The organism is Glycomyces sp. NPDC050141 (assembly GCF_055586545.1).
This window is the reverse complement of record NZ_JBVJHZ010000045.1, coordinates 1-16,884: the sequence shown is the minus strand read 5'-3', so window position 1 is coordinate 16,884 and position 16,884 is coordinate 1. Positions and strand designations below refer to the sequence as shown.

Below are 16,884 nucleotides of genomic sequence, written 5' to 3'. Positions count from 1 at the left end.
TCGTCGCCCGTTTAGCTGAAATACACACTGCCCGTCCCAGGCCGTTCGCCTGGGGCGGGTAGTGTTTTATTTGTGCTTAGAGTCGCATTGACAGGTGGCATCGGAGCCGGTAAGAGCACGGTCGCAGCGAAGCTGTCAGAGCTCGGGGCCCGCGTCGTCGACGCGGACGCCCTCTCCCGCGAAGTCGTCGCCCCGAACACCGAGGGGCTGGCCGCGGTGGTCTCCCGCTTCGGTCCCGGAGTCCTGGACGCCGCAGGCGCGCTCGACCGCGCCGCGCTCGCGACGATCGTGTTCGACAGCCCGCCCGCCCGGGCGGAGCTGGAGGCGATCGTGCATCCGCGCGTCCGCGCCCGTGCCCGAGAACTCACCGACGCCATGCCCGAGGACGCGATCGTCGTCCAAGACATCCCGCTCCTGGCCGAGACCGGCCAGGCGCCCGGCTTCCACCTCAACATCGACGTGGAGGCGCCGCGAGAGCTCCGGCTCGAACGGCTCGAACAGCGCGGGCTGCCCCGCGCCGACGCCGTCCGCAGGATCGACGCCCAGGCCTCCGACGCGGAGCGCCGCGAGGTCTGCGACGTCGTCCTCCACAACGACGGGGACCTCCACGAGCTCGAACACCGCGTGAAGCTCCTGTGGGACGAGCGGATCGTGCCGTTCGCCGAGAACCTGGAGGCCGGGCGGTACGAGCCCCGGCCCGACAAGCTCCAGCTGGTCCACTCGGACCCGGCCTGGGAGCACCGCTTCGAGCACTTGGCGGCCCGCATCCGCCGGGTCATGGGGCCCAGCGCCGTCCGCATCGACCACGTCGGCTCGACCGCGGTGCCGGACTTCTTCGCGAAGGACGTCATCGACATCCAGGTCACCGTGGTGGCGCTCGCGCTCGTCGACGCGTTCGAGGACGCCCTCGGCGACGCCGGGTTCTTCGGGAAGACCGGGCAGGACACGCCCAAGCCGGAGTTCCCGTCGCTCGAGCAGTGGGAGAAGCGGTTCTACGGCTTCGCGGACCCGGGCAACATCGCCCACATCCACTTCCGGTCGATCGACAGCCCCGGCCAGCGGTTCGCGCTGCTGTTCCGCGACTGGCTGCGGGCCGACCCGCAGGCCCGCGCCGACTACGCCCACTCCAAGGGCGCGCTCGCCGCGAAGTTCGACTCCGCGCAGGACTACACGGAGGCCAAGGAGTCCTGGTTCAGCACGGAGGCCTGGCCCCGTGCGAACCGCTGGGCCGCCGAGACCGGATGGCACGCCCCGGTTTGCTGATCGGGAGGTGATGCAGACGGGCCCGGCCGAAAAACGGCCAGGCCCGTCGCATCGCCGACCGGGTCAGCCGATCTTCTCGGCGAGCTCCCAAGGGATCTCGACCATTGGGAAGTCCTCATCGGACAGTTCGGCGCTCGCGACGCCGTAGAAGGTCATCATCTCGACCTCGGCGAGGTCGTCCCCGCTGAGGTGGTAGCGGAACGCCGACTGGCCGGCGGCGGCCTCCGCGTCCCCGGCTACCGGGAACTCGACGACGTTCACCTCGGTGCCTTCGGATTCGTCGGTGCGCAGCAGGAACGCCTTCTCCTGCATCGTCTTCGCGTCGTCGGCCTCTTCAGCGGCCATCTCCAGGAGCCGGAACACCAGCGACTCGACAGCCCCGAAATGCTCGGCCGCGTCCTCGTCGGCGAGCGCGTGGGCCTCCCAGCCCTCGGTCGGCACGGTATCGGGAAGCGCATCGCCTTCGGCGGCAACGGTGGCGTACCCGCCGGGCCTGGCGAGGAACAGCCGCTGGCCGTTCGCGTCCGTCAGGTGCAGGTAGGCGGTCATGGTGCGCCAGTCAACCGAGCCGTAGCCCGTGGTCACCTGGCCGTCGCCCGTGGGCACGGTCAGTTCCACCTGGGCGGTGTCCTCCCAGTTGCCTTCGCGCACTTCGGCGATCGTCTGCGCCAGGTCTTCGTCGACGGCGGCGGGCGCGATCGCCGGGCCGCCCAGGAGGTCGTTGGCGACGAGCCCGCTCGCGTCGAATTCGACGTCGCGCAGGAAGTCCACCGACGACAGGCTCGCCTCGCCGGTGTTCACCTGGAACCGGCGCAGGTCCCCGGCGGCGTCGAGCGAGTACAGCGCTTCGGGGCTCGCCGCCCCCTGCTCGTCCGTCTCGACCATGATCGGCGCGCGGAAGGAGTCCACGGGCTCGCCGTCGATGATGCCTTCTTCGCGCCAGGTGGCCTTCTCGGCCAGTTCGGCCGGGTCGTCCGCTTCGGCGGCGGTCAGTGTGAACAGCGAGGACGCGAGGATGTCGACCGTGGTCTCCAGGGGCGTGACCGCGCCGGAGAGCATCTGCCGGGTCGTCCAGCCGTCCTCGGGGACCGCTAGCCCGCTGAAGGCCGCCTCGTCGTCCGCGTGGGTCGCGATGAGGCCCGGGATGGCCTGGACCAGCCGGTGGCCCTCGCCTTCGGGCACGCGCGCGTACAGCATCGGCACCTGCCAGTCGAGGTAGCCGTCGGCGACCACCGTCTCGCCGTCCATCGGGACGCTGAAGCGCACCGCGACCGGTTCGGCGCCGTGGTTGCGTTCGCGCATACCGGCCAGCAGCGCGGCCTCCTCCTCGTTCACGGGCCGCTCGGCGTTCGAGCGGCCGGGACTGCAGGAGACGGCGAACCAGCCGGCGACCGCGATGGCGACGAGGATGGCCAGGACCCACATCAGGGCCGATTTCCAGGGAACTGCGGTAGTGGAGCTCACGCAGGGACCAACGAGTCGGGCCGGGAAAAGTCACCGCCGATCGCGAAGAGTGTCGTACCCCGGCGCTACGGTTGGGCCGTGGCATTCGATATTCCGCGCGCCGAGGGGCGCTTCGAGGTGGTATCCGACTGGGAGCCGTCGGGGGACCAGCCGACCGCGATCAGGCAGCTGACCGAGCGCGTCGAGCGGGGCGAGCGGGACGTGGTCCTGCTCGGCGCGACCGGCACCGGCAAATCGGCCACGTCCGCGTGGCTCATCGAGCAGCTCCAGCGCCCGGCCCTGGTGATGGTCCACAACAAGACCCTCGCCGCGCAGCTGGCGAAGGAGCTGCGCGAGCTGCTGCCGAACAACGCCGTCGAGTACTACGTCTCCTACTACGACTACTACCAGCCCGAGGCCTACGTCGCGCAGTCCGACACCTACATCGAGAAGGACGCCTCGATCAACGAGGAGGTCGAGCGGCTGCGCCACCGCGCCACGTACTCGCTGCTGACCCGCCGCGACGTGGTCGTGGTGGCCACCGTCTCCGCGATCTACGGCCTCGCCACCCCCGCCGAGTACCTGGAGCAGGCCACCGAGGTGGCCGTGGGCCAGGAGTGGGACCGCGACAAGCTGCTGCGGCGGCTCGTCGACGTCCAATACGGCCGCAACGACATCGCGTTCACCCGCGGCACCTTCCGGGTGCGCGGCGATACGATCGAGATCATCCCGGCCTACGAGGAGCTGGCGATCCGCATCGAGATGTTCGGCGACGAGATCGACCGGCTCTACTACCTCCACCCGATCACCGGCGACGTCATCCGCGAGGTCGACCGGGTGCTCATCTTCCCCGGCTCGCACTACGCCACCGGCAACGAGCGGATGGCCCGCGCGATCCGCGACATCGAGGTCGAGCTCGAGGAGCGCCTCACCGAGCTGGAGTCCCAGGGCAAGCTCCTGGAGGCGCAGCGGCTGCGGATGCGCACCGTGTTCGACCTGGAGAACATGAAGCAGATCGGCACCTGCAACGGCATCGAGAACTACTCGCGGCACATCGACGGCCGCGCGGCGGGCACCCCGCCGCACACCCTGCTCGACTACTTCCCGTCCGATTTCGTCACCATCGTCGACGAGTCGCACCAGACCATCCCCCAGATCGGCGCGATGCACGAGGGCGACGCCTCGCGCAAGCGCAACCTCGTGGACTTCGGCTTCCGCCTGCCCAGCGCGCTGGACAACCGGCCGCTGCGCTTCGACGAGTTCCGCGAGCGCGTGGGCCAGAGCGTCTACCTCTCGGCGACCCCGGGCAAGTGGGAGCTGGAGCAGACCAAGGGCCAGTTCGTGGAGCAGGTCATCCGCCCCACCGGCCTGGTCGACCCGCACGTGGAGGTCCGCCCCACCAAGGGCCAGATCGACGACCTCATGTTCGAGATCAACGAGCGCGCCAAGAAAAACGAGCGCGTCCTGGTCACCACGCTGACCAAGAAGATGGCCGAGGACCTCACGGACTACTTCATGGACAACGGGATCCGGGTGCGGTACCTGCACTCCGAGGTCGAGACCCTGCGCCGGGTCGAGCTCCTGGGGGAGCTGCGGCGCGGCGACTACGACGTGCTCGTCGGCATCAACCTCCTCCGCGAGGGCCTCGACCTGCCCGAGGTCTCGCTCGTGGCGATCCTCGACGCGGACAAGGAGGGGTTCCTGCGTTCGGGGACCTCGCTGATCCAGACGATCGGCCGCGCGGCCCGCAACGTCTCGGGCACCGTGATCATGTACGCGGACAAGCTCACCGACTCGATGAAGACCGCGCTCGACGAGACCGACCGGCGCCGCGAGAAGCAGGTCGCCTACAACAAGGAGCACGGGATCGACCCGCAGCCGCTGCGCAAGCGCATCGGCGACATCATGGAGGACCTGTACGACTCGGCCGCCGAGACCGCGAAGATGGTCGAGGAGGACCCGTGGGCGACCCTCCCGAAGAAGCAGCGCGAGCAGGGCGCCGGGAAGGTCCGCTCCGAGATCCTGCAGCAGCTCGAAGAGCGCAACGACCAGATGCTCGCGGCCGCAAGGGAACTCAGGTTCGAGCTGGCCGCCGCCTACCGCGACGAGATCACCGACCTCAAGCGCGAACTCCGCCAGATCGACGAGGCGAGCTAGAGGTCCGCTGTGGCCCGGGTGGGCCGCCTGAGAGAAAATCTGGACTGCGGATCCTTCGTCGCAAGTACTGCTCCGCTGCGCTCCGCTTTACGTACTAGCTTCCTCACGATCCTTGCCAGATTTCCACTCAGACGGCCCGGGTGGCCCGGACCGTCAGTCGACGTCCTCGAAGTGCTCGACCAGCGGGGGCTGGGAGAAGTACGGGCTGATCGCCGCGCGCCACTTCGCGAACCGCTCGGTTTCGCGGAAGCCCTGCTCGTGCGCCTCGACGGAGTCCCACTCGATGAGGAGCACGAAGCGGGTCGGGGTCTCGACGCCCTGGGTCATGCGCATCGAGCGCAGGCCGGGGGAGACCTTGACGAATTCGCGGGCCTCGCGGTACGCCTGCTTGAAAGCGTCTTCCTGCCCGGGGGTGATCTTGATTTCAGCGACTTCGAGAACCATGCACGGAGCCTCCCACAGCTTCCGCCACACTGGCACCACCCGCTGTAGTGTCGAGAGTGAAGTCACAAATCTGACTGGTGACAAGTCGGCTTTCGGCAGGCAGAATGGTCCCGTCTGTTCAGAATCAGGTATGTGGGGAGTATCCCGCAGCGCCCAGCGCTGTTAGCGTCGTCGTCAATGCACGGGACCGCGATCGGTCCCCGGTGGCGCTGGTCCGCGAGGATCGGGAGAGACCATGTGACCCTCCAAAGGCAAGGAAGGCAACACATTGGACCTCCCCGCGTGGGCATGGGCTCTCACGATGGTGGTGCTGGCGTCCGTGGTCGTACTCGACCTGGCGATGGCCGTCCGCAACCCCCACAAACTCTCGACAAAGGAATCCGCGACCTGGGCGGGCGTTTACATCGGTGCGGCGCTGGTCTTCGGCCTCATCATGCTGGCCACCCAGGGCGCGCAGTACGGCGGGGAGTTCTTCGCCGGCTACCTGACCGAGCTGGCGCTCTCGGTCGACAACCTGTTCGTCTTCCTGCTCATCATCCAGGGCTTCCGGGTCCCGGCGGCGCTCCAGTCGCGCGTGCTGCTCGTCGGCATCGTCCTCTCGATCGTCCTCCGCGGCGGGTTCATCGCGGTCGGCTCGGTGCTCATCGCCAAGTTCAGCTGGGTCTTCCTCATCTTCGGCGCGATCCTCATCTGGACCGCGATCGGGCAGCTGCGGGAGAACTCCGAGGAGCACGACGGCGAGGAGGAGCACTACGAGAAGTCGCGCTTCATGAAGTTCGCCGAGTCGAAGCTGCGCGTCAGCGCCGACTACCACGGCAGCAAGCTGTTCGCCCGCATCGACGGCGTCAAGTTCGTGACCCCGCTGCTGCTGTCGATGATCGCGATCGGCTCCACGGACATCCTGTTCGCGCTCGACTCGATCCCGGCGATCTTCGGCCTCACCCAGGAGCCGTACCTGGTCTTCACGGCCACGATCTTCGCGCTCATGGGCCTGCGCCAGCTGTACTTCCTGCTGGCCGCGATGCTGAAGTCGCTCAAGTACCTGCACCTGGGCCTGGCCGCGATCCTCGGCTGGATCGGCGTCAAGCTCGTCATGAACGGCCTGGCCGAGAACCAGCTGCCGTTCATCAACGGCGGCCACCACATCGAGTGGATGCCGCACATCCCGACCTCGCTCTCGCTCGGCATCATCGCGGGCGTGCTGGCCACGGTCGTGTTCGCCAACTGGATTCTCCTGCGCCGCCAGGGCAAGTCCTTCAAGGAGCTCTTCGCGGAGTCCGAGGCCTCGATGGACGCCGGCAGCGGCGCCGCCGCCGTGGCCGTCGCCGAGAAGTAGGCACAGCAAGCGGAACGGCCCGCCTCCCCGCGATGGGGAGGCGGGCCGTTCCGCTTGTTTCCTACGGCTGCACGGGCAGGCGGCGGCACGCGGTGATGCCGGCCAGCTCGGAGTCCTTCAGCGATTCGATGACGACCTTGCCGTACACCGAGGACGAGAAGATGACCTCGGGCAGGTCCGACTGGCCGCGCTCGGCCATGATCGCCGGGGTCTTCGGGTCGCCGCCGTGCTCGATGAACACGAGGTCGCCGGGGTGCAGGTCCTCGAACTCGACGGCCGCGCCGGACTCGATGAGCGCGTCGTTGAAGCGCGGCACGTCGATGCCCAGCTGGCGGTAGACGATCCAGATCAGGCCCGGCGCGTCGATGCCGTAGGCGCTGACGCCGCCGTGCAGGTACGGGATCTCCAGGAGCTGCTGGGCGAGCTTGACCGCGTCGAGCCCGGCCGCGATGAGGCCCGTGGCGGGCGTGTCGCTGACCGGCTCGCTGGCGAGGTCCCGCTGGGGCACCCAGCCGGGCTGCCGCGGCCCGGGCAGGCCCACGGGGACCCAGCCGCGGTAGGCGGCGCCGACGACCCGCAGGCGCGTGCCGAGCGTGACGCCGGGGATGGCGACGTCGCCGCCCGGCTCGTCCCGCACGGCGGTCGCGGTGGCGCTCACGAAGTGCTCGACGCCGTCGGTGTCGCCCTCGGCGGGGTACACGATCTGGTCGAGCGGGACCCAGCCGGAGGTGTGCTGCTGCTCGCAGGCGACCTCCGCCCAGCCGTCGGCGACCTGGCGGACCTCGACGCGGGTGCCGAGGAGGCACTGGGAGCGCACGCGTCCTTTGAGGCCGTTGGCGCGGATGTCGTTGGTGAGCCGGGCGACCCATTCGCGGATGGCGGACGGCACGCCGAGTGCGAGGCGGTCCTCCGGTCCGGGGGCCGAGGGCTGGGCCCAGAGGGTCGCGACGGCGACGTTGATCAACGCCGGTTGTCCAGGTGCGATCGGCACGGTTGGTTCTCTCCGGATGGCTCGAGCGGTTTCGTCGTATGAAACGCGAGCAGGGGGGACCTCCACCAGCCCGCCGCGTTCGTCGCAGCACCGACCACCCACTGTAGCAAGTGTATCCAGATCACGACGCTGCGGTCTGAGTGTGATGTCGGAGGCCTATTCCGCGCATTGGCCGTGAACCATGCGAAATATCCCTGTGACCGTGCTGTGGCAAGATTTTTGCCATGACCGCAGTGCACGAAGCCCTCAGCCGCCTGTCCGCCGCCGCCGACGCGGGGGAGGTCCCGGCCGCCGCCGATCTCGAAGCGGTGCTTGCCAGCGCGGACGCCGAGCTCATGGACGTGGTCGCCGCCGCCGCGCGGCTTCGCTTCCGCCACTTCGGGAACACCGTGAAGCTGAACTACCTGGTGAACCTCAAGAGCGGGCTGTGCCCGGAGGACTGCAACTACTGCTCGCAGCGGCTCGGCTCGAAGGCCGACGTGCTGAAGTACACGTGGCTGAGCCCGGAGCAGGCGGCCGAGCAGGCCGCCGCCGGTGTGGCGGGCGGGGCGTCGCGGGTGTGCCTGGTGGCGAGCGGGCGCGGTCCGACCGATATGGACGTCGAGCGGGTGGGCAAGACGATCGCGGCGGTGAAGAACGCGGCGCCGGGCGTCGAGGTGTGCGCGTGCCTGGGGCTGCTCAAGGGCGGGCAGGCCGAGCGCCTGGCCGACCTCGGGGCCGACGCGTACAACCACAACCTGAACACCTCTGAGGACTCGTACGCCGAGATCTGCTCGACGCACACGTTCAACGACCGCGTGGACACGGTGAACGCGGCGCACGGCGCGGGCCTGTCGCCGTGCTCGGGACTGATCGCGGGCATGGGGGAGTCGGACGCGGACCTGGTCTCGGTCGCCTTGGGGCTCAGGGGTCTCGACGTGGACTCGATCCCGGTGAACTTCCTGCTGCCGTTCGACGGGACGCCGCTGGAGGACACGTGGGAGCTGGACCCGCGCCGGTGCCTGCGCATCCTGGCGATGGTGCGCCTGGCGAACCCGGCCGCGGAGGTCCGCCTGGCGGCCGGGCGCGAGGTGCACCTGCGGCACATGCAGGGCGTGGCGCTGCAGGTCGTCAACTCGATCTTCTTGGGGGACTACCTGACCAGCGAGGGGCAGGCCGCGAAGGACGACCTCGCGCTCATCGCGGACGCGGGGCTGGTGCCGCTCGGTCTGGACAGTGCCTTCCTCGACAATGCCCCTGAAGCGGTCCGTGAAGCGGTGAAGCCGCGGAAGCGGGGCGCGGGCACGGACGTGGCGCCGAACGCGTAGGGCGCCGAACGGCCGATCTGATATCCGGCCGAACGCCGGACCCCAAAAATCGACAAAAGCGCATACGATTTCGCTCTGACCTTTACTTACTCGTGAGTAAGTGACTCATCGGTAGCGAATACACCTCGAGGTGATCGGAATGCGTTCCCCCGCAACAACGTCGGCGTTTGCGGCACTGGCCGCGGCGGCATCGCTCGCCCTCGTGGCGTGCAGTGAACCGGAGGCGGCGCCCACGCCCGGCGTCACCGACACGACGGTGACGATCGGCACGCACCAGCCGCTGACCGGGCCCGCCGCGGCCGGGTACGCGGCCGTCTCGGCGGCCACCCAGGCGTACTTCGCGTACGTGAACGCGAACGGCGGCATCAACGGCCGCACGATCGAGTACCTGGTCAAGGACGACGCTTACGACCCGGTCGCCACCCAGACGGCCGTGACCGAGCTCGTCGAGCGGGACGACGTGCTCGCGATCGTCAACGGCCTCGGCACCCCCACGCACTCCTCGGTCCTGGACTACGTCGACGACGAGGGCGTGCCCGACCTGTTCATCTCCTCGGGCTCGCGCGTGTGGAACCAGCCGGACATCTACCCCAACACCTTCGGCTACAACGCCGAGTACGTGACCGAGGGCGCCGCGCTGGCCCGGTACGCCGTCGACCGGGAGCCGGGCGCCACCGTGTGCGTCCTCGGCCAGGACGACGACTACGGCGAGGGCATCCTCGAAGGCGTCGAGATCGTCGTATCGAGCAATGAGATCACCGAGGTCCAGACCTACGCATCCTCCGACGAGGACCTGAACACCCAGATCGGCGCGCTCATGGCCGCCGGGTGCGAGGTGAACATCCTCGGCACCATCAACGGGTTCACCGCGATGGCGATGGCTACGGCCGCGCAGCTCGACTGGTCGCCGCAGTGGTACGTCTCCTCTTCGGGCGCGGACTACCCGACGCTCCTGCAGTACCTCGGCGACGCGGGCCCCCACCTCCTCGAGGGCATGGTGAGCGTCAACTACCTGCCGTTCAACGCCGACAGCGACTGGAACGCGCTGTTCAGGGAGATCAACGACGAGTACAACGACGGCGCGCCGTTCACCGCGAACACGGTGTTCGGCATGAGCGTCGGGTACCTGTTCGCGGAGGCCCTGGCCGCCGCCGGGGACGAGCCGACCCGCGAGTCGCTCATCGCGGCGGTCGAGTCAGGGGAGCTGCAGGGCAACGGCATCGTGCCGCTGAGCTACAGCGAGTCCAACCACGCCGGGTACCAGACCGTCGGCATCGCCACGATCAGCGACGGCGTCCAGAGCTACGAGGGCACCACCTACCGCGTGGACGTGGCCGAGGTGACCGAGGTCGACGCCGCACCGGTGCCGCTGGAGCACCTCGGCATCCCGCAGAGCTAGGCCAGGCGCGCAGTCGACTCGCGCACCACGAGCTCGGTGGCGAGTTCGAGGCGCGGGGAGTCGATGTCGTTGCCCGCGGCCATCTCCAGGACCGTGCGGGCGGCGAGGGCGCCCATCTCGGCGAGGGGCTGGCGGATCGTGGTCAGCGGCGGGCTGCACCAGCGCGACTCCGGCAGGTCGTCGAAGCCGATGACGCTGACGTGCTCGGGGATGCGCAGGCCGGCCTGGCGGATCGCCTCGTACGCGCCGAAGGCCATCTGGTCGGAGGACGCGAAGATCGCGGTCGGCGGCTCGGGCAGGCGCATCAGCGCGGTCGCGGCGTCGAAGCCGGACTGGTGGTAGAAGTCGCCGTCGTAGATCAGGGTCGGGTCGTACGCGATGCCCGCCGCGTCCAGCGCCGCCCGGTAGCCGTCGAAGCGCGCCCGCGAGCACAGGACCTGCTTGGGTCCGTGGATGAAGCCGATACGCGTGTGGCCCAAGGAGATCAGGTGCTCGGTCGCGGCCAGGCCGCCCGCCCAGTTCGTGGCGCCGATCGCCGGGGCGTCCATCGTCGGGCCGCCTGAAGGATCGAGCACGACCATCGGGACGCCCAGGTGCCGCAGCTGCTCCAGGATCGGGGACGCGAGCTGCGAGACCACCAGGATGACGCCGTCGGAGGCGCGGGTGCGGAGGTTGTCCAGCCACTGCTCGGTCGAGGCGCGGCGGCGGTGGACCGCCGAGACCACGGTGCCGACCCCGGCGGCGTGGGCCGCGTCCTCGACGCCGCGGATGATCTCCACGGCCCAGGGGCTGTCCAACTCGTTGAAGACCAGGTCGACCAGGCGCGCGCGGCTGGGCGCGCGCGTGGAGCGGCGCCGCTGGTAGCCGCGCTCGTTCAGCAGCTCCTCGACGCGCTTGCGCGTCTCGGGGGCGACGTCCGAGCGGCCGTTGATGACGCGCGAGACCGTCGGCACGCTGACGCCGGCTTCGTCCGCGATGGCGCGGATGGTGACGCGGCCGTGTTCGTCTTCGCTCAAGGGTCCTCCTGGTCGTTCCTGCCCAACCGTAGTGCCGACATCTTATAGCGGCGCCTCTGGGCTCCCGGATTCCACCCGAAACTTTCGAGAACTTCGCTCGATCAACCGGCCTGGGCAAACGCATCCCACGATGAAATCAAGCCTGGAAGTACCCCGTCATCAATGTTATGGTGTGCAAACCTGTATCGAAAACGATCAGAAAAGTTTCAGAAACTATCGGCCCGGAACCAGCAGTTCCAGCGTTCCGGGCCGCTTGAGTGGAGCAGCATGGACACCGACACCCCCGCCGACGCGACCGAACGGGCCGCCGGTCTGGTCAAGCGCATGACGCTTGAGGAGAAATGCGCGCAGCTGTACAGCCTCTGGCTCGGCGTCGACGCGGACGCCGGCGACATGGCCCCGCACCAGAGCGAGCAGGCAGGCGGCAACGGCGCGGGCGAGGAGGGCGACCCCACCGCCCACGGACTGGGCCAGATCACGCGCCCCTTCGGCTCGGCCCCCGTCCCCGCCGCCGAAGGCGCCGCCAACCTCGCCGCCTTCCAGCGCCGCGTCCGCGCCAACAGCCGCTTCGGCATCGCCGCCCTCGCCCACGAGGAATGCCTCACCGGGTTCATGGCCCACGGCGCCACCATCTTCCCGACCGCCCTCGCCTGGGGCGCGACCTTCGACCCCGAGCTCATCGGCGCGATGGCCCAGCAGATCGGCGTCACGATGCGCAGCGTCGGCGTCCACCAGGGCCTCGCCCCCGTCCTCGACGTCGTCGCCGACTCCCGCTGGGGCCGCACCGAGGAGACCATGGGCGAGGACCCCTACCTCACCGGCACACTCGCGACCGCGTACGTCTCCGGCCTCCAGGACTCCGGCATCATCGCCACCCTCAAGCACTTCGCCGGGTACTCCGCCTCCCACGCCGCCCGCAACTTCGGGCCGGTCTACATGGGCCCGCGGCAGTTCGCCGAGACCTACCTGACCCCCTTCGAGATGGCCGTGCGCATCGGCCGCGCCGGGTCCGTGATGCCCTCCTACGCCGCCAACGACGGCATCGCCTCCCACGCCAACCCCGAACTCCTGCAGACGATCCTGCGCGACGAATGGGGCTTCGACGGCACCGTCGTCTCCGACTACTTCGGCGTCAACTTCCTCAACTCCCTCCACAGCGTCGCCGCCGACAAGACCGAGGCGGCCGTCCTCGGCCTCGCGGGCGGCGTCGACGTCGAACTCCCCGGCGTCGACTGCTACGGCGGGCCCCTGCAGGCCGCCGTCGCCTCCGGCCGCCTCGACGAGGGCGTCGTCGACCGCGCCGTCGAACGCGTCCTCACCCAGAAGATCCACCTCGGCCTGCTCGACGAGCTCCCCGAGCCCGCCGCCGTGATCGACCTCGACCCGCCGAGCGCCCGCGCGCTGGCCGCCGAGGTCGCCCGCAAGTCGATCGTGCTCCTGGAGAACGACGGCACGCTGCCGCTCAAGGCCGACCTCGGCCGCATCGCGCTCGTCGGGCCCGTCGCGGACGACAAGGCCGTCATGCTCGGCTGCTACGCCTTCCCGAACCACCACGGCCGCAACGACGCCGCGTCGATCGACTCGGACGACCCGTACCCGCACGTGGACATGGGCGTCGCGATCGCCACGGTCCTGGACCGGCTCGCCGCCGACCTGCCGGGCGCGGTCGTCGAGCACCTCGCCGCGGGCTCGGTCCTGGACGCCACCGACACCGAGATCAGCGCCGCCGCGAACGCCGCCGCCGCGGCCGACCTCGCGATCGTCGCCGTCGGCGACCGCTCCGGTCTCTTCGGCCGGGGCACCTCCGGCGAAGGCTGCGACGCGCCCTCGCACGCGCTGCCGGGCCGCCAGGCCGAGCTGCTCGAAGCGGTCCTCGACTCGGGCACGCCCACGGTGGTCGTCGTGATCTCCGGGCGCCCGTACGCGCTCGGCACGGCCCCCGAGCGGGCCGCCGCGATCGTGCAGGCGTTCCTGCCCGGCCAGGAGGGCGCGAGCGCGATCAGCGCGGTGCTCACCGGCGCGGCCGAACCGGAAGGCCGCCTCCCGGTCGGCGTCCCGGCCCGCCCCGACTCGCCGCCCGCGACCTACCTCGCGCCTGAACTTGCGCGCCGTTCCTCGGTCTCGTCGGTGGACCCGACGGCCCGCTACGTCTTCGGCTACGGCCGGTCCTACACCGAGTTCGCCTGGGACGCGGCGGAACTCGTGTCCGGCGCCGAGGTCGGCCCCGAAGGCACCGTGGAAGTGGCGGTGCGCGTGCGCAACACCGGCGAGCGCCACGGCACCGAGGTCGTGCAGCTGTACCTCCACGACCCGGTCGCCTCCGCGGTCCGGCCCGTGCAGCGCCTCGTGGGCTTCGCGCGGCTCGACCTGGCCCCCGGTGAGACCCGCGAGGCCCGCTTCGCCATGCCCGTCGACCTCGCCGCGTTCGTGGGCGTGGACGGCGAGTGGACCGTCGAGGCCGGGGCGCTCGAACTGCGCCTGGCCCGCTCGGCCGCGGACACCATGGCCTCCCTGAACGTGGAGGTGACCGGCAGCCGCCGCCTGGAGCCGGGCACCCGCGCTTTGGCGACCCAGGTCACCTCGAAGACCGTCGTCGGCTAGTATCGACAAGACGCTGGAAAACGCTTACACAACCGTTGTGACGAAGGAGTCCACTGTGTCCTCCCCCTACCGCCTCGCCGTGGTCGGCACCGGCGGCATCGCCCATCTGCACGCCGAGCAGCTGCGCGAACACTGCAAGGGCCGCATCGAACTGGTCGCGGCCGTCGACCCCGACGCCGACCGCCTCGAAGCGTTCAAGACCAAGTTCGACGTCGAAAGCGGCTATGCCTCGATCGAAGAGCTGCTCGCCGCCGAGACCCTCGACCTGGTCGACCTCTGCACCCCGCCCGTGGCCCACGCGCCCGGCGCCATCGCCGCCCTCGAAGCCGGCGTCGGCGTCATCTGCGAGAAGCCCCCGGCGCTGAGCCTGGAGGAGTTCGACCGGATCGCGGCCGCCGCGTCCGCCTCCACCGCCGACTTCGCGCTCATCTCCCAGCACCGCTTCGGCTCCGCGGCCGAACGCGTGCGCGACATGACCGCCTCCGGCGTCCTCGGGCGCCTCGCCGTCGCCAAGTGCGACACCCTCTGGTACCGCCCCGAGGAGTACTTCGCGGTCGAGTGGCGCGGGCGCTGGGAGACCGAGGGCGGCGGCCCCACCATGGGCCACGGTATCCACCAGATCGACACGCTCCTGTCCCTCGTCGGGCCCTGGGCCGAGGTCGTCGCCACCGCGCACCGCCACCGCCGCATCACCAACACCGAGGACGTCTCGCACGCGATCGTCACCCTCGAATCCGGTGCGTCCGTGGTCATCACGAACTCGCTGCTCTCCCCGCGCGAGGTCTCGCAGATCCGGCTCGACTTCGACAACGCCACCGTCGAACTCGACCACCTCTACGGGTACGGCGACGACAACTGGTCGGTCCACCCGATCGAATCCGCCGCCGAGGAAGTGAACCTCGCCTGGGCGGGCGAGCCGCGCGGCAAGTCCTCCGGCCACTACGCCCAGTTCCTGCGCATCGCCGACGCCCTCGACGGCAAGACCGCCCCGCCGGTCACCATCGAGGACTCCCGCCGCACCCTGGAACTCCTCGCCGCGATCTACGCCTCCGCGTTCACCGGCAAGCGCGTCCGCGCCGGGGAGATCGACCCGACCTCGCCCTTCTACCAGCGCATGGACGGCACGGGCGCCCCGTGGCCGGACCGCAAGTGACCGCAGAGAACTGGAGAGAACACCGATGACGCTGCAACTCGCCGACGACGGCACCGCCCTCTCGATCACCAAGGGCGACCTGGAGATCCTGCGGTACGTGTACCGTCCCGACAACGCCCAGTTCGAGTCCCCGCGGCCCTACTTCGAGCCGCTGCGCGACCTCGCGGGCAACCAGGTGAGCCTCTACCGCCCGCACGACCACGTGTGGCACAAGGGCATCGCCCTCTCGATCCCGAACGCCGGGCCCGAGAACTTCTGGGGCGGGGCCACCTTCCGCCGCGGCAAGGGCTACGTGGACGAGAAGAACGACGGCTCCATGGTCCACCAGGAGTTCACCGAGGTCACGGCCGACGAGAACGGCGTGAAGGTCGCCGAGCGCCTCGACTGGACCACCCAGGACGGCCGCCACTTCTTCTCCGAAGTGCGCAACTTCGCCGTCACCGTCCTCTCGGACGACAAGTGGGTGCTGTCCTTCACGACCGCGTTCACCAACGACACCGAGGACACGGTCGTCATGGGCAGCCCCACCACCGAGGGCCGCGAGAACGCCGGCTACGGCGGGTTCTTCTGGCGCGGGCCGCGCTCCTTCACCGAGGGCCACGTCTACACGCCCGAGGCCGAGGGCGGCGACGAGCTCATGGGCGTGCGCGGCGACTGGCTCGCCTTCCGCGGCAAGCACGACTCGGTCGACGCGGTCTCGACGCTGGTCTTCACCGACCACGCCGAGAACCCGACCGCGCCGGTCAAGTGGTTCGTCCGCACGACCCCGTTCGCCGCGGTCTGCCCCGCGCCGTTCTTCGACACCGAGCTGCCGATGGCGCCCGGCGACACCGTCACCCTGCGCCACGCCGTCGCGATCTGCAACGGCGACACCGGCACCGACGGCGCCGCCAAGACCGCCGACCTGGCCGCCGCCGAACTGGCCCGGCTGGGGTAGCGATGAGCGGCTTCCCCGGCGGCACCGCCGTCTCCCTCGTCACGGTCTACGACTGGCCCACCGTGGACGGTCAGGCGGGCGGCAGCCCGCACCTGCACACCGCCTCCACCGAAGGCTATGTCGTGGTCAGCGGCACCGGAGCGGTCGAGACCCTCTCGGGGAACGGCTACGAGCGCCGCGACCTCAAGCGGGGGACCGTCCTGTGGTTCACCCCGGGCACCGTGCACCGCCTCGTCAACGGCTCGGGCGACCTCCAGCTCGTGGTGGTCATGCAGAACGCCGGCATCCCCGAGGCCGGGGACGCCGTGTTCACCTTCCCCGAAGCGGTCCTCGCCGACCCGGAGGCGTACCTCGCCGCCGCGACGGCACCGGCCGCCCAGGGACTCACCGAGGACGAACGCGGCGAAGCCACCAGGGCCCGCCGGGACCTCGCCATCGACGGCTACCTCGCCCTGCGCGAAGGCGTCGAGACCGAAGGCCCGGCGGCCATGCAGCCCCTGTGGGACCAGGCGGCCAAGCTCGTCTCGTCCCGCACCGAGACCTGGCGGAAACTCTGGGCCGCAGGGCCCAAGGCCCAGGCCGACGCCACCGGCGCCCACCTGGACGCCCTCGCGAAGGCCGACCCGGCCCACCTGTGCGACGCCCACGTCGCCGACGCCGGGGACCCCGCCGCCAAATGGGGCATGTGCGGCCGCCTGGAGACCTGGGACCTGCGTCCCTGACCGGTGCGCCTCTGACACGAGCACGGCAGCGGGGGGGGGGGGGGGGGGGGGGGGGGGGGGGGGGGGGGGGGGGGGGGGGGGGGGGGGGGGGGGGGGGGGGGGGGGGGGGGGGGGG

At 70.2% G+C, this 16,884-nt stretch carries 13 protein-coding genes; 9 read left to right on the top strand and 4 right to left on the bottom strand.

Going from position 1 to position 16,884, the window contains the following annotated elements; all coding sequences use genetic code 11:
- Window positions 1–72 precede the first annotated feature (72 nt).
- On the top strand, window positions 73–1,263 hold the full coding sequence (gene coaE, locus ACZ60M_RS21840) for a dephospho-CoA kinase (RefSeq protein WP_465420781.1): 1,191 nt from the start codon (window positions 73–75) through the stop codon (window positions 1,261–1,263).
- A gap of 63 nt (window positions 1,264–1,326) precedes the next feature.
- Here the strand turns inward: coaE and ACZ60M_RS21835 are convergent, their stop codons facing one another.
- A complete protein-coding gene (locus ACZ60M_RS21835; RefSeq protein WP_465420780.1) occupies window positions 1,327–2,727 on the bottom strand; it encodes a hypothetical protein in 1,401 nt (466 codons plus the stop codon).
- Between the two features lie 78 nt (window positions 2,728–2,805).
- Between ACZ60M_RS21835 and uvrB the strand changes: the two genes are divergently transcribed.
- Window positions 2,806–4,863, top strand: a complete 2,058-nt coding sequence (uvrB, locus tag ACZ60M_RS21830) for an excinuclease ABC subunit UvrB (protein ID WP_465420778.1) — start codon at window positions 2,806–2,808, stop codon at window positions 4,861–4,863.
- Between the two features lie 153 nt (window positions 4,864–5,016).
- On the opposite strand, the gene ACZ60M_RS21825 is transcribed toward uvrB, so the two are convergent.
- Window positions 5,017–5,307, bottom strand: coding sequence for an antibiotic biosynthesis monooxygenase family protein (locus tag ACZ60M_RS21825; RefSeq protein WP_465420777.1), 291 nt, complete (start codon window positions 5,305–5,307; stop codon window positions 5,017–5,019).
- A 268-nt stretch (window positions 5,308–5,575) separates the two neighbouring features.
- On the opposite strand from ACZ60M_RS21825, the gene ACZ60M_RS21820 reads away from it, so the two are divergent.
- Window positions 5,576–6,643 carry a TerC/Alx family metal homeostasis membrane protein gene (locus ACZ60M_RS21820; protein WP_465420775.1) on the top strand — a complete coding sequence of 356 codons (1,068 nt, stop codon included), beginning with the start codon at window positions 5,576–5,578 and terminating at the stop codon, window positions 6,641–6,643.
- Between the two features lie 61 nt (window positions 6,644–6,704).
- Here the strand turns inward: ACZ60M_RS21820 and ACZ60M_RS21815 are convergent, their stop codons facing one another.
- On the bottom strand, window positions 6,705–7,634 hold the full coding sequence (locus ACZ60M_RS21815; RefSeq protein ID WP_465420774.1) for a C40 family peptidase: 930 nt from the start codon (window positions 7,632–7,634) through the stop codon (window positions 6,705–6,707).
- A gap of 224 nt (window positions 7,635–7,858) precedes the next feature.
- On the opposite strand from ACZ60M_RS21815, the gene bioB reads away from it, so the two are divergent.
- The gene (gene bioB / locus ACZ60M_RS21810; RefSeq protein WP_465420772.1) at window positions 7,859–8,941 is read left to right on the top strand and encodes a biotin synthase BioB; all 1,083 of its coding nucleotides are present in this window, start codon (window positions 7,859–7,861) and stop codon (window positions 8,939–8,941) included.
- 139 nt (window positions 8,942–9,080) lie between these two features.
- Window positions 9,081–10,340, top strand: a complete 1,260-nt coding sequence (locus ACZ60M_RS21805; RefSeq protein WP_465420770.1) for an ABC transporter substrate-binding protein — start codon at window positions 9,081–9,083, stop codon at window positions 10,338–10,340.
- Here the strand turns inward: ACZ60M_RS21805 and ACZ60M_RS21800 are convergent.
- The gene (locus tag ACZ60M_RS21800) at window positions 10,337–11,356 is read right to left on the bottom strand and encodes a LacI family DNA-binding transcriptional regulator (RefSeq protein ID WP_465420769.1); all 1,020 of its coding nucleotides are present in this window, start codon (window positions 11,354–11,356) and stop codon (window positions 10,337–10,339) included. The two genes, ACZ60M_RS21805 and ACZ60M_RS21800, sit on opposite strands and share 4 nt — an antisense overlap.
- Before the next feature lie 267 nt (window positions 11,357–11,623).
- Between ACZ60M_RS21800 and ACZ60M_RS21795 the strand changes: the two genes are divergently transcribed.
- Genes ACZ60M_RS21795 through ACZ60M_RS21780 form a run of 4 tightly spaced genes read left to right on the top strand, consistent with a single transcriptional unit; the run spans window position 11,624 to window position 16,769 of the window.
- Window positions 11,624–13,957 carry a beta-glucosidase gene (locus ACZ60M_RS21795; protein WP_465420768.1) on the top strand — a complete coding sequence of 778 codons (2,334 nt, stop codon included), beginning with the start codon at window positions 11,624–11,626 and terminating at the stop codon, window positions 13,955–13,957.
- Window positions 13,958–14,012: 55 nt separating this feature from the next.
- The gene (locus ACZ60M_RS21790) at window positions 14,013–15,110 is read left to right on the top strand and encodes a Gfo/Idh/MocA family protein (RefSeq protein ID WP_465420766.1); all 1,098 of its coding nucleotides are present in this window, start codon (window positions 14,013–14,015) and stop codon (window positions 15,108–15,110) included.
- A gap of 25 nt (window positions 15,111–15,135) precedes the next feature.
- Window positions 15,136–16,047, top strand: coding sequence for a DUF6807 domain-containing protein (locus ACZ60M_RS21785; RefSeq protein ID WP_465420764.1), 912 nt, complete (start codon window positions 15,136–15,138; stop codon window positions 16,045–16,047).
- Window positions 16,048–16,049: 2 nt separating this feature from the next.
- Entirely contained in the window at window positions 16,050–16,769 is a 720-nt protein-coding gene (locus tag ACZ60M_RS21780; protein ID WP_465420763.1) for a cupin domain-containing protein, read from the top strand.
- Window positions 16,770–16,884 lie beyond the last annotated feature (115 nt).

Excerpts from the sequence above, each read along its gene's own strand:
- ACZ60M_RS21795 (WP_465420768.1), top strand. The coding sequence starts at position 11,624 with ATGGACACCGACACCCCCGCCGACGCGACCGAACGGGCCGCCGGTCTG.
- ACZ60M_RS21805 (WP_465420770.1), top strand. The coding sequence starts at position 9,081 with ATGCGTTCCCCCGCAACAACGTCGGCGTTTGCGGCACTGGCCGCGGCG.
- ACZ60M_RS21780 (WP_465420763.1), top strand. The coding sequence starts at position 16,050 with ATGAGCGGCTTCCCCGGCGGCACCGCCGTCTCCCTCGTCACGGTCTAC.
- ACZ60M_RS21785 (WP_465420764.1), top strand. The coding sequence starts at position 15,136 with ATGACGCTGCAACTCGCCGACGACGGCACCGCCCTCTCGATCACCAAG.
- ACZ60M_RS21825 (WP_465420777.1), bottom strand. The coding sequence starts at position 5,307 with ATGGTTCTCGAAGTCGCTGAAATCAAGATCACCCCCGGGCAGGAAGAC.
- bioB (WP_465420772.1), top strand. The coding sequence starts at position 7,859 with ATGACCGCAGTGCACGAAGCCCTCAGCCGCCTGTCCGCCGCCGCCGAC.